The sequence below is a fragment of the Burkholderia cepacia genome (assembly GCF_029962485.1).
In the GTDB taxonomy this organism is placed as follows: domain Bacteria; phylum Pseudomonadota; class Gammaproteobacteria; order Burkholderiales; family Burkholderiaceae; genus Burkholderia.
This window is the reverse complement of sequence record NZ_CP073639.1, coordinates 311,883-337,706: the sequence shown is the minus strand read 5'-3', so window position 1 is coordinate 337,706 and position 25,824 is coordinate 311,883. Positions and strand designations below refer to the sequence as shown.

At 65.4% G+C, this 25,824-nt stretch carries 30 protein-coding genes; 14 read left to right on the top strand and 16 right to left on the bottom strand.

Translation table 11 applies throughout. From position 1 onward, the window contains the following. Positions 1–81: 81 nt before the first annotated feature. Positions 82–912, bottom strand: a complete 831-nt coding sequence (locus KEC55_RS32675; protein WP_282512925.1) for an FkbM family methyltransferase — start codon at positions 910–912, stop codon at positions 82–84. 629 nt (positions 913–1,541) lie between these two features. Then, the gene (locus KEC55_RS32670; protein WP_282512923.1) at positions 1,542–3,869 is read right to left on the bottom strand and encodes a tetratricopeptide repeat protein; all 2,328 of its coding nucleotides are present in this window, start codon (positions 3,867–3,869) and stop codon (positions 1,542–1,544) included. On the opposite strand from KEC55_RS32670, the gene KEC55_RS32665 reads away from it, so the two are divergent. Beyond that, a complete protein-coding gene (locus KEC55_RS32665) occupies positions 3,816–4,592 on the top strand; it encodes a hypothetical protein (protein WP_282512921.1) in 777 nt (258 codons plus the stop codon). The genes KEC55_RS32670 and KEC55_RS32665 overlap by 54 nt on opposite strands. Positions 4,593–4,676: 84 nt before the next feature. On the opposite strand, the gene KEC55_RS32660 is transcribed toward KEC55_RS32665, so the two are convergent. Then, entirely contained in the window at positions 4,677–5,675 is a 999-nt protein-coding gene (locus KEC55_RS32660; protein ID WP_282512919.1) for an ABC transporter substrate-binding protein, read from the bottom strand. 42 nt (positions 5,676–5,717) lie between these two features. Then, positions 5,718–6,062: a DUF3088 domain-containing protein gene (locus tag KEC55_RS32655; RefSeq protein WP_176049800.1), complete on the bottom strand. Its 345-nt coding sequence runs from the start codon at positions 6,060–6,062 to the stop codon at positions 5,718–5,720. 489 nt (positions 6,063–6,551) lie between these two features. Here KEC55_RS32655 and KEC55_RS32650 point away from each other — a divergent pair, with 489 nt between their 5' ends. After that, positions 6,552–7,736 carry a porin gene (locus KEC55_RS32650; RefSeq protein WP_282512916.1) on the top strand — a complete coding sequence of 395 codons (1,185 nt, stop codon included), beginning with the start codon at positions 6,552–6,554 and terminating at the stop codon, positions 7,734–7,736. Positions 7,737–7,920: 184 nt separating this feature from the next. Then, complete coding sequence (locus KEC55_RS32645; protein ID WP_282512914.1) at positions 7,921–9,108, top strand: LLM class flavin-dependent oxidoreductase; 1,188 nt, start codon at positions 7,921–7,923, stop codon at positions 9,106–9,108. Positions 9,109–9,139: 31 nt separating this feature from the next. On the opposite strand, the gene KEC55_RS32640 is transcribed toward KEC55_RS32645, so the two are convergent. From KEC55_RS32640 to KEC55_RS32630, 3 genes are all read right to left on the bottom strand, one after another. Beyond that, positions 9,140–10,357 (bottom strand): acyl-CoA dehydrogenase family protein, encoded by a 1,218-nt coding sequence (locus tag KEC55_RS32640; RefSeq protein WP_282512912.1) that lies wholly within the window; start codon positions 10,355–10,357, stop codon positions 9,140–9,142. Between the two features lie 150 nt (positions 10,358–10,507). Next, positions 10,508–10,684: a hypothetical protein gene (locus KEC55_RS32635; RefSeq protein ID WP_282512910.1), complete on the bottom strand. Its 177-nt coding sequence runs from the start codon at positions 10,682–10,684 to the stop codon at positions 10,508–10,510. A 5-nt stretch (positions 10,685–10,689) separates the two neighbouring features. Beyond that, positions 10,690–11,931 (bottom strand): DKNYY domain-containing protein, encoded by a 1,242-nt coding sequence (locus tag KEC55_RS32630; RefSeq protein WP_282512908.1) that lies wholly within the window; start codon positions 11,929–11,931, stop codon positions 10,690–10,692. A 293-nt stretch (positions 11,932–12,224) separates the two neighbouring features. Between KEC55_RS32630 and KEC55_RS32625 the strand changes: the two genes are divergently transcribed. Together KEC55_RS32625 and KEC55_RS32620 are read left to right on the top strand one after the other, a co-directional pair. Further along, on the top strand, positions 12,225–12,509 hold the full coding sequence (locus KEC55_RS32625; RefSeq protein ID WP_282512906.1) for a helix-turn-helix domain-containing protein: 285 nt from the start codon (positions 12,225–12,227) through the stop codon (positions 12,507–12,509). Beyond that, positions 12,499–13,803: a HipA domain-containing protein gene (locus tag KEC55_RS32620; protein ID WP_282512904.1), complete on the top strand. Its 1,305-nt coding sequence runs from the start codon at positions 12,499–12,501 to the stop codon at positions 13,801–13,803. The genes KEC55_RS32625 and KEC55_RS32620 overlap by 11 nt, the downstream gene beginning before the upstream one ends. 275 nt (positions 13,804–14,078) lie before the next feature. Here KEC55_RS32620 and KEC55_RS32615 read toward each other — a convergent pair whose 3' ends face one another. Together KEC55_RS32615 and KEC55_RS32610 are read right to left on the bottom strand one after the other, a co-directional pair. After that, positions 14,079–14,291, bottom strand: coding sequence for a twin transmembrane helix small protein (locus tag KEC55_RS32615; protein ID WP_006489184.1), 213 nt, complete (start codon positions 14,289–14,291; stop codon positions 14,079–14,081). Continuing rightward, positions 14,288–14,638, bottom strand: coding sequence for a hypothetical protein (locus tag KEC55_RS32610; RefSeq protein ID WP_282513081.1), 351 nt, complete (start codon positions 14,636–14,638; stop codon positions 14,288–14,290). The genes KEC55_RS32615 and KEC55_RS32610 overlap by 4 nt, the downstream gene beginning before the upstream one ends. 233 nt (positions 14,639–14,871) lie before the next feature. On the opposite strand from KEC55_RS32610, the gene KEC55_RS32605 reads away from it, so the two are divergent. Further along, positions 14,872–15,630 (top strand): YoaK family protein, encoded by a 759-nt coding sequence (locus KEC55_RS32605; protein ID WP_176049823.1) that lies wholly within the window; start codon positions 14,872–14,874, stop codon positions 15,628–15,630. 87 nt (positions 15,631–15,717) lie between these two features. Continuing rightward, positions 15,718–15,903 carry a ribbon-helix-helix protein, CopG family gene (locus tag KEC55_RS32600; protein ID WP_021158209.1) on the top strand — a complete coding sequence of 62 codons (186 nt, stop codon included), beginning with the start codon at positions 15,718–15,720 and terminating at the stop codon, positions 15,901–15,903. Between the two features lie 43 nt (positions 15,904–15,946). On the opposite strand, the gene KEC55_RS32595 is transcribed toward KEC55_RS32600, so the two are convergent. Next, entirely contained in the window at positions 15,947–16,783 is an 837-nt protein-coding gene (locus KEC55_RS32595) for a spermidine synthase (protein ID WP_282512899.1), read from the bottom strand. Positions 16,784–16,823: 40 nt separating this feature from the next. Further along, complete coding sequence (locus KEC55_RS32590; protein WP_282512897.1) at positions 16,824–17,168, bottom strand: zinc ribbon domain-containing protein YjdM; 345 nt, start codon at positions 17,166–17,168, stop codon at positions 16,824–16,826. Between the two features lie 385 nt (positions 17,169–17,553). Between KEC55_RS32590 and KEC55_RS32585 the strand changes: the two genes are divergently transcribed. From KEC55_RS32585 to KEC55_RS32565, 5 genes are all read left to right on the top strand, one after another. Next, the gene (locus KEC55_RS32585) at positions 17,554–17,817 is read left to right on the top strand and encodes an HPr family phosphocarrier protein (protein WP_282512895.1); all 264 of its coding nucleotides are present in this window, start codon (positions 17,554–17,556) and stop codon (positions 17,815–17,817) included. A gap of 65 nt (positions 17,818–17,882) precedes the next feature. Further along, entirely contained in the window at positions 17,883–18,104 is a 222-nt protein-coding gene (locus KEC55_RS32580) for a hypothetical protein (protein ID WP_034190041.1), read from the top strand. 164 nt (positions 18,105–18,268) lie between these two features. Further along, on the top strand, positions 18,269–18,811 hold the full coding sequence (locus KEC55_RS32575; protein WP_282512893.1) for a carboxymuconolactone decarboxylase family protein: 543 nt from the start codon (positions 18,269–18,271) through the stop codon (positions 18,809–18,811). 229 nt (positions 18,812–19,040) lie between these two features. Then, complete coding sequence (locus KEC55_RS32570) at positions 19,041–19,709, top strand: peroxiredoxin-like family protein (RefSeq protein WP_282512891.1); 669 nt, start codon at positions 19,041–19,043, stop codon at positions 19,707–19,709. A gap of 66 nt (positions 19,710–19,775) precedes the next feature. After that, the gene (locus tag KEC55_RS32565) at positions 19,776–20,492 is read left to right on the top strand and encodes an SDR family oxidoreductase (RefSeq protein WP_282512889.1); all 717 of its coding nucleotides are present in this window, start codon (positions 19,776–19,778) and stop codon (positions 20,490–20,492) included. Between the two features lie 39 nt (positions 20,493–20,531). Here the strand turns inward: KEC55_RS32565 and KEC55_RS32560 are convergent, their stop codons facing one another. After that, entirely contained in the window at positions 20,532–21,437 is a 906-nt protein-coding gene (locus tag KEC55_RS32560; RefSeq protein ID WP_282512887.1) for a LysR family transcriptional regulator, read from the bottom strand. A gap of 90 nt (positions 21,438–21,527) precedes the next feature. Continuing rightward, entirely contained in the window at positions 21,528–22,526 is a 999-nt protein-coding gene (locus KEC55_RS32555) for an AraC family transcriptional regulator (protein ID WP_282512885.1), read from the bottom strand. A gap of 171 nt (positions 22,527–22,697) precedes the next feature. Here KEC55_RS32555 and KEC55_RS32550 point away from each other — a divergent pair, with 171 nt between their 5' ends. Continuing rightward, positions 22,698–23,237: a GNAT family N-acetyltransferase gene (locus KEC55_RS32550; RefSeq protein WP_282512883.1), complete on the top strand. Its 540-nt coding sequence runs from the start codon at positions 22,698–22,700 to the stop codon at positions 23,235–23,237. A gap of 31 nt (positions 23,238–23,268) precedes the next feature. Here KEC55_RS32550 and KEC55_RS32545 read toward each other — a convergent pair whose 3' ends face one another. Next, positions 23,269–23,490: a hypothetical protein gene (locus KEC55_RS32545; RefSeq protein WP_282512881.1), complete on the bottom strand. Its 222-nt coding sequence runs from the start codon at positions 23,488–23,490 to the stop codon at positions 23,269–23,271. A 23-nt stretch (positions 23,491–23,513) separates the two neighbouring features. Next, positions 23,514–23,894, bottom strand: a complete 381-nt coding sequence (locus tag KEC55_RS32540; RefSeq protein ID WP_282512879.1) for a hypothetical protein — start codon at positions 23,892–23,894, stop codon at positions 23,514–23,516. A 512-nt stretch (positions 23,895–24,406) separates the two neighbouring features. On the opposite strand from KEC55_RS32540, the gene KEC55_RS32535 reads away from it, so the two are divergent. Next, entirely contained in the window at positions 24,407–25,117 is a 711-nt protein-coding gene (locus KEC55_RS32535; protein ID WP_282512877.1) for a response regulator, read from the top strand. Between the two features lie 33 nt (positions 25,118–25,150). Here the strand turns inward: KEC55_RS32535 and KEC55_RS32530 are convergent, their stop codons facing one another. Continuing rightward, the gene (locus KEC55_RS32530; protein WP_282512875.1) at positions 25,151–25,633 is read right to left on the bottom strand and encodes a DUF1641 domain-containing protein; all 483 of its coding nucleotides are present in this window, start codon (positions 25,631–25,633) and stop codon (positions 25,151–25,153) included. Between the last annotated feature and the right edge of the window lie 191 nt (positions 25,634–25,824).

Genomic DNA, 25,824 nt, shown 5'->3' with positions numbered 1-25,824 from the left:
CTTCGTCATTGCGCTCGATTTATGTGATAACGCCCTTCCGCAGCATCACCTGCGCCGCAACGCTACAGTGAGAAATAAACGTCACACTGTAACAAATAGAACGTTTTCCTCATTCACCCAGAAGCGCTTGAGTAGCTCGCTGTCATCGGCTGGCACCGCAAGCATGTTGAGGCCCGCGTCGAAAAAGCGGTAGTCGTACTCCCCGAGCAGATCCTTGATGCGCTGCGCGTCGGACTTGAGAATCTCCACCCAGATCAATGGCCGAAATGTCTTGATGATTGAGCGCGCACCCATCAATACATCGATCTCCATCGATTCAACATCAATCTTCAGCAGGTCGACCCTTTTCAGGTTCAAACCATCAAGAGTGATCTGACGAACTTGTCGTCCGATCTCCGGTGAGTAATCGACGGATTGCCCGATCGACAGCATCGGCGTCGCGGGCTCCTTGATCTCGAGACTGCCGTACGAACCAGGCCGGGTGTAGTCCACGCTCGGGATCGTGATGATTTCATTTGTCGCGCCGAGCGCAACGCAATGCGCCTGAACATTAAAAAGATTGTTTAGGGCAATGTTGCCGGCTAGAGCATAAAAAATGAAGTCCTGCGGCTCGAAGGCATGCACTGTCCCCCATCGCGTCATCATGCGACCGGCCTCTATTGAAAATACGCCGATATTAGCGCCGCAATCGAGGAATACAACGCCGTCGCCTAACCGCTGTCGCTGAACGCGCAGCAGCGACAGTAAGAATTCAACCTCCGATCCGTCGAACGAGCCCGTTTCGAGCAGGTTAAAACCGACACCATAGCAAGGTCGTCCGTCGACCATCGCGTAATCGTTGCGGTTGACGATCAGCGGACCGTGGTTGGTCGCTGCAAGAATGAACGATGTAGGGCGCTGCTCCGAAAACATAGTGGCCTCCTGACGATTGCGGTAATTTGAACACAACTGGGGCAGGAGGTGTCGAAGTCAAAGTGTGAACAAGCAAGCAAGGCCGCCCTTTTCGTCCAAGCCGCCGCGCCGATTCGCCCCCCTCGCCATGCGTCGGGGAATATCCAACCCGCAAATACTACCTCGTCGGCGCGATGTTTTCGCCGACGAGCTACCGGTTCTTGCCCGAGCGGGGAGAGACAAGTAACCGGGCGTTGTCCTCGAATGAGGCGAAACCATTGTATTGCCCGCGGCGCGTGCCGGCGCGTTTTGCACGCAGGTTGGGACGTACGTCATGTCTGTGCGATTTCAAGGGGGGGGTGCGTTTTGGTCCAACACGAGATTTACACTGCAAACAGGACCGACGACGGCGGGACGGCCAGCGCCGGAATTCGGCAATTACCTGCCTCGCCGGCCGCCGCCGCGAACGACGCGCATCGCACTATTGCAGACGACTGGCTGCGTCACGCGGTCGACGGAATTCGCGTTATGCGCCTCGATGACGACGAGCGACGGCGTGTCGCCAAACAGCTCTTCTGAGACTCGAGCGCAGATGCAACAACGCCCGCAGAAGCGGGCGTTGTCGTCCAAATGTGTTACGCCATCCCCTTTTATCCGCGCTCCACACGAACTAAGTCACCGTACTCGCCGAACTCAGGTACAGCGGAATAATTAGGCCTCACGTCGGCCGACGACGTGGCAGTCTCAATCCGGTGCGGATCGAAAAATTCTCGACGTATCGTGACGCCACCATCACGAGCAAATATATATGATGTCCCACTTATCACCCTATCCGTACGGCCGTCAAATTCTCGATAAGTGGCCATCGATAGGAATAGCTTACCGGGCTCAACTTCCTGGAAGTCGTATGAAAGTGATTCCCTCAACAAATCGTCAAGAAAACCAAGTCCGATCGCCTTGGCTGTTACTTCAAGAAAACAATATGGCCGCTCAACGGAGTCCACAAGAACCGTGTAAAGTTGGCCATTGACGTAAGCCGACCTGGCTTGCTCCTCAGACCAAATCTCCGTCGGCCGCTTCTTGGCACGGAACCATGACTTACAAAAATAGATAGGCCGCTTCATCAATTCCCGTTCGGCACGAAGGTGCTCGAGGGCCCCCGCCACACGCTCGACAACATCACTCCACCGCCCCGGCTCCGATTGCCGGAACAGCCGCGCCTGCGGATACCACGGCGAATCGTCGCGATCGGCCAACCAGCGCCAGCAGCCGTCGAAGCGCGACAGGATCCAGACCGGCTTACCCAATGCGCCCGCCACGTGCGCCACCGACGTATCGACAGTAATCACGAGATCCAGATGCGCGATGATCGCCGCCGTGTCCGCGAAGTCGCGCACGTGCTCCATCGGATCGACGGGACGCAGCGACGACGGAATCGTGTCGATCTGCCGGCGGGTCGTTTCGCCCTTCTGCAAGCTCACGAAGCTCACCCCCGGCATCTGCAGCAGCGGCAAATACGCGCTCGCCGGAAGCGAGCGGCGGCGGTCCGTCGCGTGTGCCTGCGCCTGATCGGGGCGCGGATCGCCAGCCCAGACCAACCCGACCTTCAATCCTCCTTCGGGGACGCTGCTCCGCCAGTGTTCGACGAGCGGCGCAGGCACATGCAGATAGGGGACCGCCGCGGGTATCGTGTCGAGCGTCGTTCCGCACCGCAACGGAAGACTCATGATCGCGATCGCGTAATCGTGCGCCGGAAGCGCCGCTGCCTCGTCGAGCCCGATACAACGATCCACACCGTCGACCGTCGCAATCAGGCTCGTCAACGCGGCCGGACACACGACCGTCAGCGTCGACAATCCGCGCTGTTTGAGCCGCGGCAGGTAGCGCGCGAATTGCACGACATCGCCGAACCCCTGCTCGGGCCACACGACAAGCGATTTTCCGTCGAGGGGTTCGCCCTGCCAGAGCGGTGCCGGCAGGTTTGCCAGAACGCGATACGACGAAGCATCGCCCCACTGCGAGGAAAACTGAAAACGCGCCTCGTAATGCCGCCAGCCTGCTTCGTACTGCCCCATCGCCAGCAGCACCAGGCTCAGATTGAACAGGGTCGGTACGCGATCGTGATCAAGCGTCAGTGCGTGTCTCAGCGCGTCGGCGGCCTCGTCGAGCCGACCGGCGTCATGCAGCAAGCGCCCCAGGTTGTTCCACACCTCCGCAAACGACGGATCGTGCGCGAGCGTTTCGCGGTAACACGCTTCGGCTTCACCGTATCGCTGCTGGGCAAACAGCACGTTGCCGAGATTGCCCCGCGCGTCGCGATAGTCGGGTTTCAGCGAAAGCGCGCGCCGGAAACAGGTCTCGGCTTCCGGCAGCCGTTCGAGCGTGTTCAGCAAGGTGCCCAGCTTGTTCAGCGACACCACGTCGTTGGGCGCGTACGCGAGCGACGCCAGATAATGCTGCTCCGCCGCTGCGAATTGCCCGCTTTCCTGAAGCAAGGCGGCCAGATCCACATGCGCCGCAGCATCGTCCGGACGAATGGCGATGGCCTCGCGAAACGCGGTTTCGGCTTCGGCATGGCGACCCGTGAACCGCAGCAGCAATCCCAACCTGCGCAGCACCGGACCATGATCGGGTTTCATCGCCAGTACGCGGCGGTAGCAAGCCTCGGCTTCATCGAGGCGCCGTTCGTCGTGAAGCAACAGACCGAGATTGCAGCAGGCATCCACGTAGTCGGCGCGAATCCCGACGGCCCGGCGGTAACAGTGTTCCGCGTCGCCGGCATGGCCGTCGGCTTCGAGCAGGATACCGAGATTGTTCAGCGCCTCCGCATGATCGGGGTGCAGCGAAATCGCTGCGCGGTAATGGCGGATGGCATCGACTGCCCGACCGGCATGATGCGCGGCAACCCCGGCCGCAAACGCCGCGTGCGCCGCGTCGACGCGTTGCGCATCGTTGCCCGTAGCATTGATCTGATTCATGTTCGACTGGATGGGTGGCGCTTCGCGATCGCCATCGACTCGCGCGACGCGGTGCGCCGCCCGGAACGGGTTCTGCCCCCGTGGCAACCCGACGACGGTCACATTTTCGTGCCGGAACAGTATCGCCATCGCGAAGTCGATCGCACCGGCGCTGCCCACGGCAACACGAGGTCCGATTATTACCACGACGCGCTATCCCGATGTGGCACAAAAGCACGTCATTGCTCCGTACTTTTGTTAAATAGCTTGAATGACCGACAACCGGCCGGCAATTTGCCTTACCATCCGGCCGTCATCCTCGCTGATGCCGAACACGGTCGACCGGCCGCAGGCAACGGCCACGGTTTTTTCTATCGGCAGCCCGAACCAGGCGCCGGTTTCATTCGAACGCCAGGACCGATCATGTTCCAGTCTCCGGGAGATTCATTCGTCAGCGGCTCGTTGCTCGGCCTGTGCGTCGAGGTGCCGCTTGCCGCGCTGGTTTCGCTGGCCATGCACGGCGTCGACTGGAACGGGCAGCGCATCGCGATGCTCGTCGCCACGCCGGTGCTGATCGCGTGCATCGCGCTGCTCACCCGCCCGGTGGCATTCAGCACGATCTGGAAGCACAAGCGCTCGCCTTTCGAGCTCGACGACAATGTTCGCGCGTCGATTTACGGCCGGCTCAGCGGGATCGCGCTCGGGCTGGTATTCGGCATCATGGTCGCGACGACGTTCTCCTGATTCCGCACGCCCGATCGCTCGACGCAGCCCGCATCGGGTCCGAAGCATCGCCCGTTCACACGGGCATCGTCTCGCGGCGCTGCATCACCCCGCCGCAACCACCGGATTGAACGACGTATCCCACAACGGCGCGACGTTGGCCGGCCCGTCGAGCACGCCGATCCGGGCGAACACATCCGCCACCTGTTGATGCTGCGCGACCACGTCGGCCGTCACCGGTAGCAACGCAAAGTCTTCGCTGCGCCGGTCGAACATCGTGACGAGATCGGCAACCGGCACGCGCGTCTCGCGGTTCTGCGCGAGCGCGTAGTCGCGAAAATGCCCGTTCGCCCACGCATACGCGTGCCGGAACCGCAGCAGCAGATCGCCGGTGGCCGCTCGACGGCGCGCATCGTCGAGTGTGCGCGGGTTCGCGTACACCGGGAAATTGCCCGACAGATAGCCCTTCCCCGTCTTCAGCACGCGCGCACCGTAGCGATTGCGTGCGAGCTGACCGTTATAGCCGTAGATCGCCCACGCGTCGATGTCGCCGCGATCGTACGCGGATAGTCCGTCGGTCGGCGACAGGTTAATCGGCTGGATATCGTCGAAACCGAGGCCGGCCTCCGTCAGCTGGCGATACAGGAAATAGTGCGACGTCGTCGCGCGCACGTAACCAACGCGCTTGCCCTTCAGGTCGGCGATACCACGGATCGGCGTGTCCTTGCGTGCGAGCGTGACCTGGTTGTTCAGGTCTTCGCGCACCCGCGAAATGAACCGCACATTGGCTTTCTGGCGCGCGGCGAACACCGCGGGTATTTCGCTACCCGAACCGATATCGAGTGCATCCGCATTGAGCGCCTCGATATGCAGCACGCCGTTGTTCAGCTCGCGCCAGTCGATCCGGTACGGCGTGTCGCCGAGCCCGGCCGCCTGCAGCAGCGCACGCCAGCCGCCCTTGTAGGTCGCGACGCGCAACGTCGTGCCGGCGAGATCGGTGTTGACGGCCGGCGCCGCGAACACCGACCTCCCGGCCAGGGGCGCCGCCGCAATCGCGGCGCCGGCGAGCAGCAGGCGGCGGCGTGCCGCCGAGATAGACGACATCGGGTGCTCCTGTCGATCGAATGAGTCGTTGGGGCCGTCGCGTCAATGCAGCGCCGGAAATCCGTGGCGTTCAGCCAGCAGCGCGAGGATACGGCGCGCGTCGGTGACGAAGCGCACGTCGCCGAGCGTCTGCGCGTCGTCCGGCGCCGGCTGGTCGCGACCGAGTACGAGGACCGGCAGGCCCTGGTGCGCATCGTCGAGCGCGTCGATCACCGCGGGCCGCGGCCGCTCGAAGCCGACGCGCTTCACGTCCAGGCGGCCGGCACGATCGGGGGCACTGGCCAGCAACCCTTCGATCGACAGTCCGTGCGGACAGACGAAGCGTTGACCCGGATGCTTCGGATCGGCAAAGCCCGGTTCCAGCAGAAACAGCACATCGCGACTCATCTCAAACGGCTCCTGTGTTCGTTGATCCACCCATCCGGTATGAACGCGCTTGCGTGCGCTGCCGTTCCCGGAGCATGCCGGCCCGCGACCGGATGCCCGACTCTACCGTCACGTTTCGCGTGGCCCTACCAACGTTTTGCGGAATCGATATGCGGGCACGCTTAGCGCAACGGTGGCTCGTCGCAAAGCGGGCGTTGCGTAAAAACATCGCGATCGCGGCCGCATGTGCTGCGGACATCGAACGATTTCATCGATCGATATGACGGCGTGCACGGGTTTCCGGCGCCCGGCGTACGCCGTCCGTGCGATGCATTCGCCGCGGCGTGCGCGCCGGACGCGATCGCGACGAACATGCCGGGCCGACGGCAACGCACATTACAAATCGGCCGCGCAGCGATTTACAAACCACGGATCGACCGTTCGTCGGCGCACCCGTCGTCAATAGCATCGTGATCCTCACAGACGTACCCATAAAAACAGAGGATAGTCATGATCAAAAAATCGGTAGTCCTGGGTTTGGTTTCGATCGGTTCCGTCAGTGCGTACGCACAGAGTTCGGTCACGTTGTACGGCGTCGTCGACGCCGGTATCGCGTATACGAACAACCAGGGCGGCGCAAGCAACATCCAGCAGACGAGCGGCAAGCTGAGCGGCAGCCGCTGGGGCCTGAAAGGCGCGGAAGATCTCGGTGGCGGCCTGCAGGCGGTCTTCACGCTCGAAAGCGGCTTCCGCCCGAGCGACGGCGGGCTCGGCCAGGGCGGCCGCCTGTTCGGCCGCTCCGCGTACGTGGGCCTCGGAAAAAAGGGCCTCGGTACGCTGACGTTCGGCCGCCAGTACGAGCCGATCACCGACCTCGTCGCGCAGTACTCGGGCGCCGGCTTCTGGTCGCCGGCCACGCACGTGGGCGACAACGACAACCTGAACCAGAGCTTCCGGCTGAACAACGCGGTGAAGTTCCGCAGCGACACGATCGCCGGCTTCACGGCCGACCTGCTCTATGCATTCAGCAACCAGGCGAACGGCGGTGCGGGCACGGGATTCTCGAACAACAACGCATGGGGCGCGTCGGCGAACTACGTGAACGGCCCGCTGTCGGTCGGCGGCGGCTATGTGCGGTTCAACCACCCGAACTCGACGTCGAACACGAGCGGCGCGGTGGGCGGCGCGACCTCGACCACCGGCAACGACTACAGCGGCGCATTCTTCTACGGGCTGAACGGCGGCGTGCTCAAGCAGCAGATCGGCGCACTCGGCGCGAACTACGCGCTCGGCCGCGCGACGCTCGGCTTCGCATGGAGCCATACGCAGCTCGACTATGTCGATGGCTCGTCGCGCAAGTTCAACAACTACGACGTGAACGCGCGCTACCAGATCACGCCGGCCGCCACGCTGATCGGCGTCTATACGTTCACCGACGGGCGCGCGAGCGGCCTGCCGGGCACCGGCGGCCAGACGCTGAAGCCGCGTTGGCACCAGTTCACACTCGGGTTCGACTATGCGCTGTCGAAGCGCACCGATATCTACGTGTCGGGCATCTACCAGCTCGCGGCCGGCGATGCGAGCACGGCCACGTCGGGCGGCTATCGCAAGATCGCGGCGATCTCGAACATCGGCAGCGCGTCGTCGACGAACCGGCAGCTCGCATTCGTCAGCGGGCTGCGCGTGAAATTCTGACGGCACGCGTAACGGGCACGGCACGATAAGCAAAGCGGGATTCGTTGTTTGCCGCGCCGTGCCCGGTTGCCGAGAATGTCCGTTTCCCCGCGCGCGGCCGCCTGCGTAGATGGCGACCCGCACCGGCTTCGTGCCCGTCGTCGTGGGCCGGCCCGGCGTGCGCAATCCTCGCCAGGAGCCTGCCATGAGCGACATCGCCCTCGCCGCCCCGCTCGCGCCGTCGCCGTTCGTCGACGTCCGTTCGCCGGCGGATTTCCCCGACAGCCCCGTATCGCGAGCACTCGCGCAACCGCTGATGCTCGGGCTGTTCCTGCCGATCCAGGCCGGCGGATGGAGTGCGTCGACCTTGCCGCGTTCGACCGACTGGACGTTCGACTACAACGCCGACCTGGTCGCGCGCGCCGAGGCGCTCGGCTTCGATCTCGTGTTCGCGCTGTCGCAGTGGTTGCCGAAAGGCGGCTACGGCGGCGTGTTCGACGGCCACGCGCTCGACTCGTTCATGACGCTGGCCGCGCTGACCGCGCGCACCGAACGGATCATCCTCGTCGCGACGAGCCACGTGCTCTACGGGCCGTGGCATCCGCTGCATTTCGCGAAATTCTCCGCGACGCTCGATCACATCTCGCGCGGGCGCTGGGGCATCAACGTCGTGACGGGCCACCGCGCGGTCGAACACGAGATGTTCGGCTGGAGCCGAATCGAACACGACCAACGCTACGCGCTGGCTGCCGAATTCCTCGACGCGGTCCAGCAGTTGTGGGCGCAACCGGACAACTTCAGCTATGCGCCGGCGCTGTCGAGCTGGCGCCTGGGCGGCGCATTCGTGACGCCGAAGCCGCGCTACGGCCGCCCGTTGCTGATCAACGCAACGGGCTCCGACGCCGGCATCGAATTCGCCGCGCGCTATTCCGACATTGTGTTCGTCACGAGCCCGGCCGGCCCCGACGCCGAACGTGCGATCGACGCGCTGCCCGCGCATACCGCTCGCGTCAAGGCGGCCGCTGCCGCGCACGGCCGGACCATCCGCACGCTGCTCAATCCGCTCGTGATCTGCCGCGAGACGGCGGTGGAGGCGCGCGCGTACCGCGACGCGATCGTCGCGCATGCGGACGAAGGCAGCTTCCACCGCTTCGACAGCGATGCGCATGCGTGGCGCGGCGGCTTCGACCAGCGTTCGCAGGCCGCGGCGCGCGCGATCGGCGGCAACATCTCGATCACCGGTTCGCCCGATGAAGTCGCCGACACCATCGTGCGGCTGCACCGCGCCGGCATCGACGGCATCCAGTTGAGCTTCTACGACTTCAAGCCCGATCTCGACTTCTTCGGCGAACGCGTGCTGCCGCTGCTGCGTGAAGCCGGCCTGCGGCGCTGAGGTCCGGCCGCGGCAGCCTGCCACGGCGCGGTCAGAACACGCGCCCTTCGGTCAGGTGCGTCGTCACGCCGTTCAGCGCGTAGTCACCGATCACGCGCGCCTTGTGCAGTAGCGGGTTGTGACTGAAGATCGTGCGCAGGTTGCGCCAGTGCCGGTCGAAGTTGTGTGCGCGCGCGGTCGCCGACGCGCCGCCGACTTCGAACAGCCGCTCAGCCGCGTGCAGCGCGAGCTTGCTGACGATCAGTTGCGTTCGCGCGGTCGCGAGCGCGCTGTCGAGCACATGCGCATGCGCTTCGGCGTCGCCTGCTTCGATCGCGTCGGCGGAGCGATCGAGCGCCCGCGCGTTTTCGCGGACGAGCGCATCGATCGCGTGGCTGTGCGCCGACAGCTCGCCGACGACTTGCTGGACGAAATGATCGTCGCGCGCGGTCGGCGCCGGGCTGTGCAGCGCCGGACGTCCGTGCGCGAGCACGTAGCGGCGGGCATCGGCCACCACGTTGCGCACGATGCCCGCGCCCGTCGCGACGAGATGCAACTGCCGCAGCGCGCCGCAATGGCGGCCGACGAGCGTCGAGCCGTCGCGTGCGGCCACTTCGTCCGCGAACACCTGCACGTTCTCGAGCAGCAGGCTGCCGCTCGCCGTCATGCGCTGCCCCATCCCGTCCCAGTCGTCGAGCACCTGCAAGCCGTCGCGCGCGACGGGAACGATCACGGCCAACGCGTCGCCCCGCTCGTCTTCCACGTTGATGCGCGCGAAATCCGAAAATGCGGTACCCGTCGAATAGTACTTGCGGCCCGTCAACCGATAGTGATCGCCGTCCCGGCGCAGCACGGTCGTGTTCTCGCCCGGCCGCGACGTGCCGAGTTCGGTCGACGCGCCGCCGAAGATCGCGCCGGCCAGCACGCGTTCGAGCTGCACGTCGTTGAACGGCGTGCGCGGCGACAGCCGCAGCGTCTCGGTCTGGTCGTAGTGAATGCGCAGCGCGTGCGCGAGATTCGAATCGGCGGCGGCCAGTGTCGCGATCGTGTCGAACAGATCGACCAGCGTGCCGCCGAGGCCGCCACGTTCCACCGGAATCCGCAGCGCACCCAGCGCCGAGCGCCGAAAGATCGCGAAACCCTCGAACGGCAGTTCGCGGCGCGCCTCGCGTTGCGCGGCATCCTGACCGATCGCGTTCGCGAGATCGGGCAGCGTGGCAAGCGCGTCGCGCAACGCGTCGCGCGGATCGACGGCATCACGGGCAGTCATCGGGAAAATCCTTGTGCGAGAAGAGCGGGAGCGTCGCGGCGTGGCGCGATCGCGGCTTCGCAAAGTATAGGGACGCATCCGGCACACGTGAAAAGCCGATTTCAGCTTTTGTTATGCGTGCGCCGGGATTGGTCGCGCACCGCCGTCGCGTCAGTGCTGGATGCCCCAGCGACGCACGGTCACGCGCTCGAGCGTGTCGAACAACCGGTCGCGGCCAATGCGCGTCGGCGCCGCGAGCGACGTCAGCACGAATGCGCAGAACTCGCCGAGCGCATACATACGGCCCAGCCACTCGCGATTGCCCGACGCACGAAACCCGCCGTTCACGCCCCTCAGGATTCCGTCGGCGGCGCCGGGACTCGTGCGATGCCGTCCGGATAGCGGAGCTCGATCGCTCCGTGCCTGTCGCGGATCCCCGACGGCGGCACGGCCTCCACGCTTGCGCGATCGACGCCTTCGCACACGGCCAGGTTCGCATTCGTGCGGTAGTAGACGCGCTGGTCGTCGACCGCGAACGACCAGTTCAGGAAACGCAGGCTTGGCACGTCGATCCCCGGCAACGGCTTGCGGTAGTTCTTCCCCCATAGCAGGTGGCCATTCGCATCGATCAGTACGTCGTGAAAAACGGCGCGTGCCGTTTCGACGTCGATACGCCCCGGCTTGTCCACGATCTTGCCGTCGTAAAGAATCTGCCCGCCGAGCCGCGCATAGCGATAGCCGAGGCCGGCCACACCGGCCGGATCGTCGATGCCGCGCTTGCGCACGCCTGCACAGAACAGGTGCTTCGCATCCCGTGCGTACGCGCCGCCGATATGCGTGAAGCTGGCCACATCGGCCTTGACCACGGTCAGATGGCACTGGCCGCGATCAGGATTGTGAATGTCGCGATCGAAGTAGTACGCCTGCCGTGCATCGCAATACCAGTCGCCACCGAGCGATTCCAGCGTGGCCGCATCGCCGTCGGCGATGAGCCCTTCGCCCGCGTCGTCGTTGCGGGACGCGGCGCCGGCCGCGTAATAGCGCAGCCCCGATGCATCGACCGCAAAGTTGTCGACCAGATGCCGGAAGCTGCCGAGATCGAAATGGTTGAGCGCGTGATAGCGATGCCCGCTGCCGACGCGCGCCCATATGCGTTCGCCATCGGTATGGAACGGCCCGCCGAGCGGCGCCAGCGGCGCTGTCCGCGTGTCGCGACGCTGCCGCGCTTCGGCCTCCTGCCGGCGCTGCGCTTCCTCTGCGTCGTAGATCGCCTGCTGCTCCGGCGTGACGGCCGATGCGTCCAGGTGTTTCTGCATGTGCTGCGCATGCATCGACTGTACGGTCGCGATGCAGAACACCGCATGCGGAACCGCGCGCAGATACAGCGCCCAGTCGTCGGCATCGTTCCGGTAGAACCAGTGCACCGATTCGCCGCTCCATCCGGCCGGGTCCGTGCGGGTCAGCAACGCAGCCTTGACGTCCTTGACCTTGCCGGGCACGACGAACGTGAGGCTGTAGTCGCTTGTTCCGAAATCATCGAGGCTCTCATCCTCGAACAGGCTTCGCATCAGTTCTTCGAGTTCTTGTAAGTTCATGGGCGCGTGTCGACCCGGTGACGGGCCACGGAATGAAAGGATGTGCGTCGGTCATTCTAATCGTGGCGACATGCGCTGCCCCCGCCGGGACATTCAGTCGGCCCATCGCATATCCATCCGGATACGAACATGTCGTCGATCGTCGGCTCATCGTCTCTGGTTCCCGATCGGGAACGAAAAAGGCATTTCGTTACCTATGCGATCAATTCGTATCCGTACGGAAACTAACTGCCGCCCGCTCCGGCGAGTTGTGCAATACTGTTCCCGATCAGATACGAAGCACGGAGGACGTCATGCAGGAGATCCTGCCCGTCAGCACGATCGGCGCACTCGCCAACCTCATCCGCGCGGCACGGCTCCAGCAGGGGTTCACGCGTGACGAACTCGCGAACGCCACGGGGCTCTCGCCGAAATTCATCAGCCAGGTGGAAGCCGGGAAACCCACCGCGCAAATCGGGAAGATCCTGCTGCTGCTCGGCGAACTGGGCATCAGCCTGCTCGCGCAATCGTCCATCGAGATTTCGGCGGCAAACATGCTGAAGGCGGCGCAACGCCGCAGGAGCCGTCATGGCGACTAGAACGCTGACCGCATCCGCGAACGGGCTGCGCATGGGCACGCTGACCGACGACAAAGGCGTCTGGTCGTTCACGTACGACGCACAGTGGCTGGCATCGCCGCGCGCGTACCCGCTGTCACCCGCCTTCCCGCTGCGCGCCGGCACCTTCACCGACACCTCGACCGATCGCCCGGTTCAGTGGTTCTTCGACAACCTGCTGCCGGAAGAAGGCATGCGCACGTCGCTTGCGCGTGAGGCCAAGGTCGATGCCGCCGACGCATGGGGCCTGCTCGCGTACTTCGGGCGTGAATCGGCCGGCGCGCTTACGCTGCTCGCCGAAGGCGAGCAGGAAGCAGCCGGCAGCACGCAGCCGTTGCCGCTCGACGAACTCGAGCGCCGCATCCAGGCGATGCCCGAACATGCGCTGACGGCCACCGCGCCCAAACGCATGTCGGCGGCCGGCGCACAGCAGAAGTTGCTGCTGATCCTGCGCGGCGACGCGCCGGACTACACGCTGTTCGAGCCGGTCGGCAGCGAACCGTCGATGCATCTGCTGAAACCGGACATGCGCGCCGCCGGCTATCCGCATTCGGCGATCAACGAGTTCTTCTGCATGAAGCTCGCGAAGCGGATGGGTCTCGACGTGCCCGACGTGCATTTCCTGCGTGCGCCGTCCGCGTGCTACGTGATCGACCGCTTCGACCGCGATACCGCATCGGAGCCGGCCGCGCGCCTGCATACGATCGATGCGATGCAGTTGCTGAACTACGATCGCGGCTTCAAGTACCAGCGCGCAAACGCGGAAGAACTCGGCCGCGCGATCGCACTGACCAGCACACGCGCACTCGCACGTCTGTCGGTATTCCGCTGGACGATCTTCAACGTGGTAGTCGGCAACGGCGACGCGCACCTGAAGAACCTGTCGTTCTTTGTCGATGCGCGAGGCTACCGGCTCGCACCGTTCTACGACATCGTCAGCACGGTCGTCTATCACACGCCCACGCACCGGCCCAATCATCGCGGCGATCATTGGCCGCACTGCGAACTGACGATGCCGCTCGGCGCGGCGACGCGCTTCTCCGACGTCGACCTGGGTGCGCTTGTCGCATTCGGCAACGCGCTCGGGCTCCGGGAGAAGGCCGCCGAAAGCGAGCTTCTGCGCTTTCTCGAACCGCTCGATCGCAGCGTCGCGCAGACTCTCAACGAAGTGCGCGACGCCGCGCGCCCCGACGCCGGGGAAATGCGCCTGCTGAACTCGATCATCGCGATGCCGATTGCGGAGATGGGCCACGCGCTTCGGAACGCGCGCCAATAGATGGCCACGCGCGCGGCGCGCGCAACGCTCGACCGTCGACGCACTGGCAGCGTGCTGCCATGTATCGCGCTCGACGTTCACGCTCCATTTCAAGCGGCGGCCGGGATTCGGGCCGCTCGAATACATGCTTCGGTGGCACGACCGAAGCTGCAGTGTCACCGACTGGATTCATTCGCATCAACGATATCGGGATAAGTATTCTTATCACAATATCACGATCATGGATCGAAACTCACATTGGAGAAAACGCCCCGCATGCCGCGAGGCGCGCCTCGTCAGCGGCCGATCGGCAACCCGGTCGGTTCGATCCAGCCGAGCTTGTACGCGATCAGCAGCGACAGAAACAGCGTGACCGACAATCCGACGCGGGCCGCAAGCGACCACGCCATCCGCTTGGACTTGCCGCGATCGTGATTCATGAAATACAGCGCGAAGATGAGGCTCGCGATGATCATCGCGAATGCCACGGAAACCAGCAGGGTTTTCATTGCTGTTGCCTTTGAAGATCCGAATCGGCCTGAATCAGTTCGGCCAGTTTATTCCGTTCATCGGCGACGCCGCCGACGCCCGACGCGGGCCAGTCCAGCGCGACGCCGTTGCCCAGCGAGTCGCGCACGAGCGTCTGGTAACGCCGGTCGTTGATCCGGCCGTGGTCCATTGCTTCCGAGATCTCGTGCCGGAACGGCAGCGGGAAACTCGCGTACGCGCGCGACAGCGCCGCATATTGTCTCGCATCGATCTCTTTCGACGATGGTATGACAGTCCAGAGCACCACGGCCACGATGGCCGTGAACGGGATCGCCGTGTAGCGAAGGATGAACTTGATCGGAGTCATGAAGCGGTAGGTCGAAGGGAGTGCGAACGCAGGCCGCGAGGCCGCAGGCTGGCCGTACCGTTCGCATTGTACTGTCAGCCCCATCAGGCTAACAGAGTATGATAATGACATTATCATGTTCATCACATGATTCGACAGACCCGGGCTTCGGTGCAGGCAGCGTGCCCGCCTTGCCGCCAGGCGCCGGTTTTCATGTCCGTGCCCGCGATCCGCGGCGATTGAGCCGAGCCCTTATGCCAGCGCAGTACTTTCGAAACCTGACGGGAAAACACCGCAGCGCGACCGCGAACCGTCAGCTCGGGTTTTCGCTGGCGTTCGTCGCCGGCGCAGCCAATGCCGGCGGCTTTCTCGCGGTCAAGCAATACACGTCGCACATGAGCGGCATCGTGTCCGCGATCGCCGACCAGACGGCACTCGGCGACGTACGGCTGGCACTGGCCGGCATCAGCTCGCTGGGATCGTTCCTGATCGGCGCCAGCTGCTCGGCGATCCTCGTCAACTGGGGGCGCCGCCGCGGCCTGCAGAGCCAGTTCATGCTGCCGCTGCTGGTCGAGGCCGCGCTGCTGCTCCTGTTCGGGCTGCTCGGCAGCCATCTGGCGCTGTGGGAAACCTTCTTCGTGCCGGTGACCGTGACGCTGCTGTGCTTCATCATGGGGCTGCAGAACGCGACGATCACGAAGCTGTCGGGTGCGGAGATCCGCACGACGCACATGACGGGCATCGTGACCGATCTCGGCATCGAGCTCGGGAAGCTGTTCTACTGGAACCGGTCGGCCGTCGACGTCGACGCGCATGCGGTGATCGCCAACCGTTCGAAACTGAGGATCCACGCGACGATGCTCGCGTCGTTCTTTGTCGGCGGGCTGGCCGGCGCGATCGGCTTCAAGCATGTCGGCTACGTGTCGACGGTGCCACTCGCCGCGGTGCTCGTGCTGCTCGCGATCGTGCCCGTCATCGACGACCTGCTCGCGTTGCTCCGCAGCAGCCGCTGATCGGCCCCGGGAACCGTCATTCCGGCGGTGGCACCGAAGGCGGATCGATTATAATTTGATTAACATACCGACCACGCTTGCTCCGTCATGGAAACGAAAACCGCCCGCCTGACCGTCCTGATCGACCCCGCGAAGAAGGAAGCCTTCGAAATGCTCTGCGCGGAGCAGGATCTCACGCCATCGCAGGTCGTGCGGCAATTGATCCGCGAATATCTCGACCGGCACGGCGTCACGTACAAGACCAAGAGCGCGCTCGGCAAACGCGTGAAGTAAGCGCGGCCGCACCGGCCACGCCCTCGGCGCGATCACGCACCGGTTACGCGCCGATCTCCCATCGCCCGTGCGATTGCGCTCGCCGCGCCAGCCGCCGCGGATCGATGTTCTCCCCTGCCTTCATGCGCCTTGCCGTGGCCGCCAGCTTGAGCGTGCCGGCCTGCGCACACGCGAGCGCGCGTTCGAGCAGGATCCGCAATGACGGCAGCCGGTCGTCGTTCTTCCATGCGAACGCGACGAAATTGTTGTCGTCGCCGCACGGCACCAGCGTATACGACGCACCGAACACGGCCCGCAACTGCTCGAGATGCTGCGGCAGCGCCGGATCGTCGTCCATCAGGTTGATCGCCAGCACGCCGGTTTCGCCCAGGCGCGCGCGGCACGCGTCGAGAAAGGCCGCGCCCGTACACCGGCCCGGCGTGCCGTCGGCGACGAACGCGTCGTGCAGGATCACGTCCGTCCGGACGTCCGCCCGGTTCACATGATCCGCGCCGTCGGCGCATATCACCGCGAACCGCGCGTCATCGGCAGGAATCCTGAAGACATCGCGCAGTGCGATCACGTCCGGATTGATCTCGACCGCGTCGATCGCCGTACCGGGCAGGTGCCGGTAGCAATACTTGGCGAGCGAACCGCCGCCGAGCCCGAGCATGCACACGTGCGCGGGCTCGGGCTGCAGCAGCAGAAAGCCCATCATCACGCGCGTATAGCCAAGCTCGAGCCGGACCGGGTCGCGCAGCGACATGAAGCTCTGCGTGCCGAAATGATCGAAGTGCAGCGACAGCGCGTCCCGCGTCTCCAGCACGAATGGTCGGCCGTCGTTCAGCGGCGTCGCCAGGAAGTTGACGAACGCGTCATAGGAAGCTCGATCGTCGATCATGGTCGGGCAATCGGAAGGAAACGGCCGGGCGCGAGGGCGCTCAGACCTTCTTCAGGTAGCAGGCCTTGAGCATGAAGCCGCCCATGTCGGTCTTGCAGTCGACCTCGTGATCGCCGCCGACGAGCCGGATGCTCTTCACCTTGGTACCCATCTTCAGCGTGATCGACGAGCCCTTCACGCGCAAGTCCTTGATCAGCACGACCGAATCGCCGTCCGACAGCACGTTGCCGTTCGCGTCCTTGACGACGTCGCCCGCCGGTTCGTCACCCGCTTCGACGCCGGCACCGGCCGACCATTCATGGCCGCAGTCGGCGCAGACGGTCAGCGTGCCGTCCGGGTAAGTGTTTTCCATCGCGCATTGCGGGCAGGCGGGGGCGGCGTTCATTGCAGCTTCCATTCGGGAGGAGTCGGGTCGATCAAAAAAATGCCGGGCGAGCAGGTTGCGCACCCGGGCGGTCATGCGGCCGGGGCTGGCCTGCCGGCGATAGCGGCAGGCCAGCATCGGCGCACACGACATTATAATGCAATACACATGTTCTGACTGATGCATTATAATCCTCGACTTCGCGACATTCAGCGAACTTGAAGGCAGCTTTACCGAGGTTGCCGGCATGTTCACACCGGATCGTGCGCCGCGCCGCCGCGGGAAACCGCGAGGGCCCGGCCCGCCGGCGCACGCGGCACGCGTTCCGGCACCGCATTTCGCGCGGTGCGTGGCCGGCCCCGCGCCGCACACCGATCCCGCCCCCGTCCGGAGGATTTCCAGCATCGTGGCAACCGTTGTGTACGTTCAGATCGGCCCCGCATGGAACCGCAACCGCGGCGCCGCCGCCCGCGACGCAACCGCCGACGCAGCGCGCCGCTTCGACAGCGACATCCAGCTGATCGCGAACGGGCTCAGCGGGAACGCGAAGGACAGCGCCGCCATTGCGTCGCTGCAGGTACACGGCGGCACGTCGGCCCAGGTGCTGGCCACCGGGCCCGACGAAGAAGCTGCGCTTCACGCGCTGCTGCCGTTGCTTCAGGCGCGCTGATGCGTGCGCCGACCGTCTCGCGGCATTGCGCCGCCCACCCCGAATCTCCACTCCCCGAGGAAGCGATGAGCGATACCGACATGTCCAACACCCCCAACCTGTCCGCCTCCGCCATCTGGGCGCTCGAACGCCTCGCCGACGTCCGCTACGGACGCGATGCGCCGGCACTCGGCTGGTCGATCGCGCGGGAGCTCGTCAGCGCCGGCTTCGTCAGCCACCCCGTGCACGGCCGCTCCGGCGCGTCGATCACGGCCGAAGGGCGGACGTTTCTGAAAAGCCGGAAGTAGGCCGCCCGCGGGCGGACGGTCGTGGCGTCGGAGGCGATCGATTTTCGATTGATACTTTCGAGCATCTTTTTGGCGACTTCAAGCCTTATAAGGATCAGCCTGCGCTTCTAAAGTGGAGTCACCCCGAACCAACGGGCCTCCACTTTCCGATCAAGGAGCCAGTCATGAGCCGCATCGCCATCCCCGCCATCGAATCCGCCACCGGCGCCACTGCCGACGTGTACGCCCAGGTCCGCAAGGTCGCCGGCGGCACCGTCCCGAACCTGTTCGCCGCCGTCGGCCATCTCGCGCCTGGCGTGCTCGCCGCCGTGCTCAACGGCGAAGGCGTGCTCGCCGGCGGCACGCTGAGCAAGCAGGACCTCGAGACGATCAAGCTGCTGGTCAGCGCCAACACCGGGTGTGACTACTGCGTCGCCGCGCACAGCCTGCTCGGCAAGATGACCGGGCTCTCGCCCGACGCACTGCGCACGATCCGCTCGGCCGAGCCGAACACTGGCGATGCGAAGCGCGACGCACTGATCCGCTTCGTGCTGACGCTGCAACGGACCAGCGGCACGATCACCGGCGACGAATTCGCGGCGATCCGCGAAGCCGGCTACACCGACGCGCAACTCGCGGAAATCTCGCTTGCGATCGCGCTGACGATCTTCACCAACACGTTCAACCGCATCAACGATACGGTGGTCGATTTTCCGCCCGTGAAGTAAGCGCCGCTGCCGCGATCGCGCCCGCCGCCGGCCTTGCCGCCGTGACGGGCGCGTCGCATTGATGACAGCCGCGGCACGGGATGCGCCGTTGCCATTCCCGCCGGGAATGGAAGTTATGAGTCCGCGCCCGCTACCGGCGCGGCCGCGCTTCTCCGAAGATGGGTTCCACGACGAGCCGCTCGCTCGCCGCCCAGCTAACGGACTTCCATCCACGCACAGGAGATTCGCCATGTCGCTCCAGGACAAACTCGACGCATTCAAGGCCGACTTCAAGGCCGGCAAGCCGCCGTATTACGCGCCGCCGGAAATCCACCCGATCATGGAACGCGCGACGGCCGAGCTGATCGCGAGCGGCCAGGCCGCCCGTGCGATCAAGGCCGGCGACCGCGCGCCGACGTTCCGCCTGAGGGACCAGGACGGCAACGAGGTGTCGTCGACCGAGTTGCTCGCGAAGGGGCCGCTGGTCGTCACGTTCTATCGCGGCGTCTGGTGCCCGTATTGCAACCTCGAACTGCAGGCGCTGAACGAAGCGCTGCCGCAGCTCAACGCGCTTGGCGCGAACGTGGTTGCGATCTCGCCGCAAACGGCCGTGAACAGCCGCAAATCGGTGCGTACGAACCATCTCGACTTCCCGGTGCTCGGCGACGTGAACGGCGAGACGGGCGCCGCGTTCGGTTTGCGCTTCAACCTGCCCGACTATCTGGTCGACCTGTACAAGGCACTGAAGAACGACCTGCCCGCCTTCAACAACGATCCGGGCTGGACGCTGCCGATGCCGGCACGCTACGTGATCGGACAGGACGGCATCGTGCTGTATTCGGAAGTCAATCCCGACTACACGCATCGCCCCGATCCGTCGGACATGTTCCCGGTCATCGACAAGGCCATGCACGCGTGACGCGATGCGCCGCGCCGCCGTGCGCGGCACGGCACGCGTTCCGATGCTTTTCGTTTGGAATCCTTCATGACTTCACGTACCTTTCTCGTCACCGGCGCAACCAGGGGAATCGGGCGCGCGTTGTCCGAACGGCTCGTGCGCACCGGCCATCGCGTCATCGGCCTCGCGCGTGACGACGCGCCATTCCCGGGTGAACTCGTGCGCGTCGATCTCGCCAACCGCCACGCGACCGACGCCGCGCTGCACGCGCTCGTGCAGCGGCACGCGATCGACGGCGTCGTGAACAACGTCGGCCTCGTGCGTGCGCAGTCCGTCGACGACGTGACGCTCGGCGACCTCGACGACGTGCTCGCGCTGAACCTGCATCCGGCCATCCAGACCGTGCAGGCGCTGCTGCCCGGCATGCGTGAGCGCGGCTGGGGGCGGATCGTCAACCTGTCGAGCCTGACCGTGCTCGGCATCGTGCAGCGCACCGCGTATGCTGCCGCGAAAGCCGCGCTCATGAGCTTCTCGCGATCGTGGGCGCTGGAACTCGCGGGCACCGGCATCACCGTGAACGCGGTGGCGCCCGGGCCGACCGAAACGGAACTGTTCCGCGCGAACAACGCGCCCGGCAGCGAAGGCGAACGGCGCTATCTCGCCGCCGTGCCGATGGGCCGCTTCGGCCAGCCCGACGAGATCGCGGCGACGATCGCGTTCCTGCTGTCGGACGACGCCGGCTTCATGACGGGGCAAACGCTCTACGTCGACGGCGGCGCGTCGATCGGCAAAGCGCCGTTCTGAGCAGCAGCGGCGCGCTCGTGCCGGCCGTAGCGGCAGCCTTCACGGCGCCGGTGCGGGCTCGCCTTCCGCCAGCGCCTGCTCGACGAATTCGATGAACGCACGAGCGCGCGCGGTGACCAGGCGGCCGGCCGGAAACACCGCCCACAGGTCGACCGGCGGCAGCGCCCAGTCGGTCAGCACCGCCTGAACGGCACCGGACGCGAGCTCGGGCGAGAACATCCAGCGCGACGCGACCGCCAGCCCCATGCCGCCGATCACGGCGGTCCGCATCCCTTCGGCCGCGCTCACGCGCAGGCGCCCGGACACGGCCACCGCGACCTCGGCACCGTTGCGGCTAAACGACCACGCTTCGCCGCCGCCGCGTTGCGCATACACGATCGCCTGGTGACCGGCGAGATCAGCCGGCGATTGCGGGACACCGGCCCGCTCGAAATACGCCGGTGTGCCGACGACGAGCCGCGGGCTGCGCGCAATGCGGCGCGCGATCATCGACGAATCGATCAGCGTGCCCATTCGCAGCGCGACGTCGGTGCCCTCTTCGAGCAGGTCGATGTTGCGATCGTCGAGCCCGAGGTCGATCTCCAGATCGGGATGACGGCTCAGGAACGTGTCGAGTTTCGGCAGCACGTGCAGGCACGTGAAGCTGACGGCCGCGCTCACGCGCAGCTTGCCGGACAGGCTCGCGGACGCATCGCGCACGACGTGCTCGGCCCGGTCGGCCTCGCGGATCGCCACCTTCGCGTGTTCATAGAAACGTTGGCCGGCGTCGGTCGTCGTCAGCCCGCGCGTCGAACGCAGCAACAGACGCACGCCGAGCCGCTCCTCGAGCTGCGCGATCGACTTCGAGATCGCCGGCTGTCCGAGATTCATCCGCTTCGCGGCCGCCGAGAACGAACCCGCCTCCACGACGCTAACGTAGGTTTCCATTGCCGTGAGTCGATCCATGTCCTGCTTCTCCCTGTCCTTGTTTCATGCGGCATGCCGCACGCGCAACGGGTAATCCGATGCTCGCGGCAGGCGCTGCCCGCAGCGGGCCTACTCCGCGTCGGTCTCGTCGTCGACCGGCGTCGCCGCATCGCGCAGTTCACCCATCGACTGGCGCCGCCAGTCGCCCGGCGTCATGCCCGCCCAGCGCGTAAACACGCGCCGAAACGCAGCCACCGACTGATAGCCGACCTCGGACGCCACGGCCTCGGCGCTGGTCGACGGCTGGCGTAGTGCGTTCGCGGCAAGACTCATCCGGATATCGGTCAACAGGTCGGCTGCCGAATGCCCGAGCTTCGACTGGAAATGACGCATGAAGGTCGCGCGCGACATGCTGCACAACCCGGCCAGCTCGGGCAGCGTCCACGGCCGCGCGGGCTCGTCGAGCATCGCGACGATCGCGGGCGCGAGGCGCGGATGGCCGGCCAGCGCAAGCAGGCCGGTCGGCGCCTGGCCCGTTTCACTGATTGCGCGCAGCGCGAGCGCGAACAGCGCCGCCGACAACGCATTCAGGATCGCGAGGCCGCCGAGCTGCTGTTCGAGCGACTCGGCACGCATCAACTCCACGAGTGCCGTCAGCCGGGCGGTGACGGCCAGCGCATCGGGCATTCGGCTGTCCGCCGCCGCACGCACGACGAGATCCGGCGGCAAGTGGCGCCGGATCAGCCGGTCGTGCGGCGGCGCCACCACGAAACGGCCGCACAGCATGTCGAGCCGCTCGCCGGTGCCCGCGTTCTCGCCGATGAGGACGTGACCGCCCGGCCGCTTGAAGGCCGGCACCGGCGGCAGCCCGCTGCCGTCGTGCAGCACGTGCGGCGAGCCGTGCGGAAACAGCACGATGTCGCCGCTGCCGAGTTCGTGCACGGCGCCGTCATCGGGATTCTCGAGGATCGCGCGGCCGCGCAGCACGACGTGATACGGAATCTCGCACGCGGGCGAGCGCTCGTACGCGATCGCCCACGGCGCGCCGAACGCGCAGCGGATCTCGAGCTTCCCCGTGACCGTGACGAGCGCCATCAAGCGGCTGAGCCAGTCGGATTCGAGCGTCATGTTGAGTGGTGAAGGCGAGCCGGTCGTGCGGCACATGCCGCACGAGATTACGATTATCGCGCGGGAAGCGGGATCCGATCGTCATGCCGCCACCGTCGTTCAGGGGTTTTGATATGATTTCCGCGCTTTGACGGTCTGGCTGTTCTGTTCAACTCTGTTCCGGAAACCTCGATGCCGCCTGTCTCTTCCCCGCCCGTTCTCGACACGCCCCGTCTCGTCCTCGAAGGCCATCCGCTCGGCGACTTCGACGCGCTCGCCACGATGTGGGCGGAACCGGCTGTTGTCGCGCACATCTTCAACGGCGAGCCGTCCGCGCCGCGCGATTCGTGGATGCGCATGCTCGCGTATCGCGGCCTGTGGCCGCTGCTCGGCTACGGCTACTGGGCGATTCGCGAGAAGGCATCGGGTCGTTATGTCGGCGATCTCGGCTTCGCGGATTTCCACCGGAACATCGAGCCGTCGGTGCGCGGCGTGCCGGAAGCCGGCTGGGCGCTCGCGACCTGGGCGCACGGCAAGGGCTACGCAACCGAGGCGCTTGCGGCCGCGCTGGCGTGGCTCGACGGGCAGCAGCGGTTCGAGCGCAGCGTGTGCCTGATCGCACCGACGAATGTCGCGTCGATCCGCGTGGCGGAGAAGGCCGGTTATGGCGAGCCGGAACGCATCCGCTTCAACGACGCCGATTCGTTGCTGTTCTCGCGTAAAAGCCGATAGGCGCGGGCACCGCGTCGACCCGGCGGCCGGGTCACTCCGCTGCCGGTTCGTAGAAATGCTTGAAGAGGCTGTTGTCCATCGGCCAGCAGTTTCCGCATTCATCGAGCAGGATCCAGTCGCCCGGCTTCACCGAGCGCCAGCCTTCGGGCGTCGCGACGGCCCAGTTGCCGTGACGGCTCTCCACCCGGTCATGATCGCCCTCGGCGAACCACCGTGTTGCATTGACATAGCTGGTGCGTTTTCTGAATCTCATGCCACTCCCGAAGGAAGCGAATATCAGCTTCGTGTTGCAGGGCGGGAATTGGATCGGATGCCCGTGCGGGCAGCACGGCGCGATGCTGCAGCGCCCACCCCGAGCGGCTGCTGTTTCGCCTTCAGCGCGTTCATCGCCGCGCGGGTTTCGTGCAACGCAACCCGGCTTTCGGCAACGCGCACCTGCAACGTGTCGCGTGCGACCGCGGAGATCCGGACGTCGATCTCCTGCATGCGCCTGAGCGCCGCCAGCACCTCGTCGGGTGGTTCGGGCGCAAGCGCAATCACGAACTTCAAACGCGCGTCAGCGGCCTGAACGGCCTCGCTCCAGTCGGCCCGCGCCACCGCGATTTCGATCGCGTTCGTGAGCGCATCGAGACGCTGGACGACTTGCAACGGCGTCATTTCATTCCCCGTCAATGACACGCAGCCCGCTTGCCTGCCCGGCGAGCGCCAGCGCGTAATACGGCCGGGACACCAACGAATCGCGGTCCATCATGCAGCACGTGGCAGGTGCTGCAATTGTAGGGACGGATACTCGGCGATGTTGGTAATATTTTGTAATGATATGTCGAGTAACCTTGCCTGGCCTCGGTTCCGCCCATGCGGGCGACGTTCGGTGCAACGGATTTCCGCAAACGTTTTCGTCTGAAGGATGCCTGATCGTGCATCCGCGCCGGCCCCGCGCCGGATATCGCGCCGAACCGTTTCGACCGGACGCACGCCGCCGAGTCGCCAGCCATTCACTGCTCCGCCAGCCAGCTGCGATTTCCACATCGATACGCTCACCGAACGAATCAGATTTCGTCACATTCCGTCGGAATGTTGCGCAGTAACATGCACGTCGCGTCGGCTACCGCGCGTTCGGACTGGGCCTGACCGCTCGCCACTTTCCCGTTTTACCCCCTCGTTCAGCGATGCCCATCCGAATCCTCCTCGTCGAAGACGACGTCCCTCTGTCCGCGCTGATTGCCGACTATCTGCGCAAGCATCATTACCAGGTGGACACGCTGTTCGACGGCGCCAGCGCCGCCGCGACGATCGTCGCGACCCGCCCCGACGTGGTGCTGCTCGACATCAACCTGCCGGGCAAGGACGGCTTCGAGATTTGCCGCGCGGCACGCACGCAATACGACGGCGTCGTCATCATGGTCACGGCCCGCGACGAGCCGTTCGACGAGCTGCTCGGCCTGGAACTGGGCGCCGATGACTTTCTTCGCAAGCCGGTCGAGCCGCGCATCCTGCTCGCGCGGATCAAGGCGCAGTTGCGGCGAGTACGCCCGCAGCCGGCCGACTGCGTGCCGGATTCGCCGCAGCGGTTCACCTTCGGCAAGTTCTCGATCGACCGCGCGGATCGCCGCGTCCACCTTCCCGACGGCAGCGTACCGCGCCTGACGTCGACCGAATTCGACCTGCTTTGGGCCCTTGCGTGCCGCGCCGGCGAAGTGGTCAGCCGCGCAGACCTGACGTTGCTGCTGCGCGGCATCGCGTTCGACGGCCTCGATCGCTCGATCGACGGCCGCATCTCGAAGCTGCGCCGCAAGTTGTGCGACGACGCGACCGAGCCGAAACGGATCAAGACGATCCGCTCCAAGGGCTATCAGTTCAGCAAGCACGCGTGGGAATGACGCCGCGCGTGTGCCGACGTGCGGTGCTTCGGATTACGTACCCGTCGTCTTCTCGTCCGGCGCGGTAACGGGCGGCTGAGGATCGCGCGCGAGACCTTGTGCGAACACCTTCAGGCCCTCGAGCAACGGCGTCAGCGCATCCCACAGTGCTTCGTCGTGCAGCAGCCGGTAAGCCCCGCGCACGCCGGGCGCGACGTGTTCGTGCTGCGACGGCTGCCACGCGCCGACATGATGCAGCGCGTCGGCGGCCGCGAACACGGCCTTGCCGAACTGTTCGGGCGGAATGCGCGACAGCGCTGTGAGCAGAACGGCGAGATTCTGCATCCCGCTTTGCATGCCCGGCTTGTCGAGCGCGTCGACAAACGTGTCGGCCAGCCGCGCGTTCGCGCTGACGACCTCGTTGGCGAAATGCAGGAAGCCGTGCCGGTGCAGGCTGCCGAGCAGGTGTTCGAGCGCGTCGTGCGCACTGGGCTCCGCGTGCGGAGCGGTCGTATCGGGGGGCTGGCGTTCGGTCATCGGTTTTCTCCGGATGAAACGCTGCGTGGCTGTCAGGGCGACAGCCGTGCGCGCCGGATGCATGTCGTTCGGCTGTCGACACAGCGCCGGCAACGGCCGCCGGGTGAGCGGGCCATGCAGCAATCCGCATGCCGCGTCCGGACACCCGTCGTCGTTCCAATGCGACACAGGTTGCACCGACGCACGGCGGC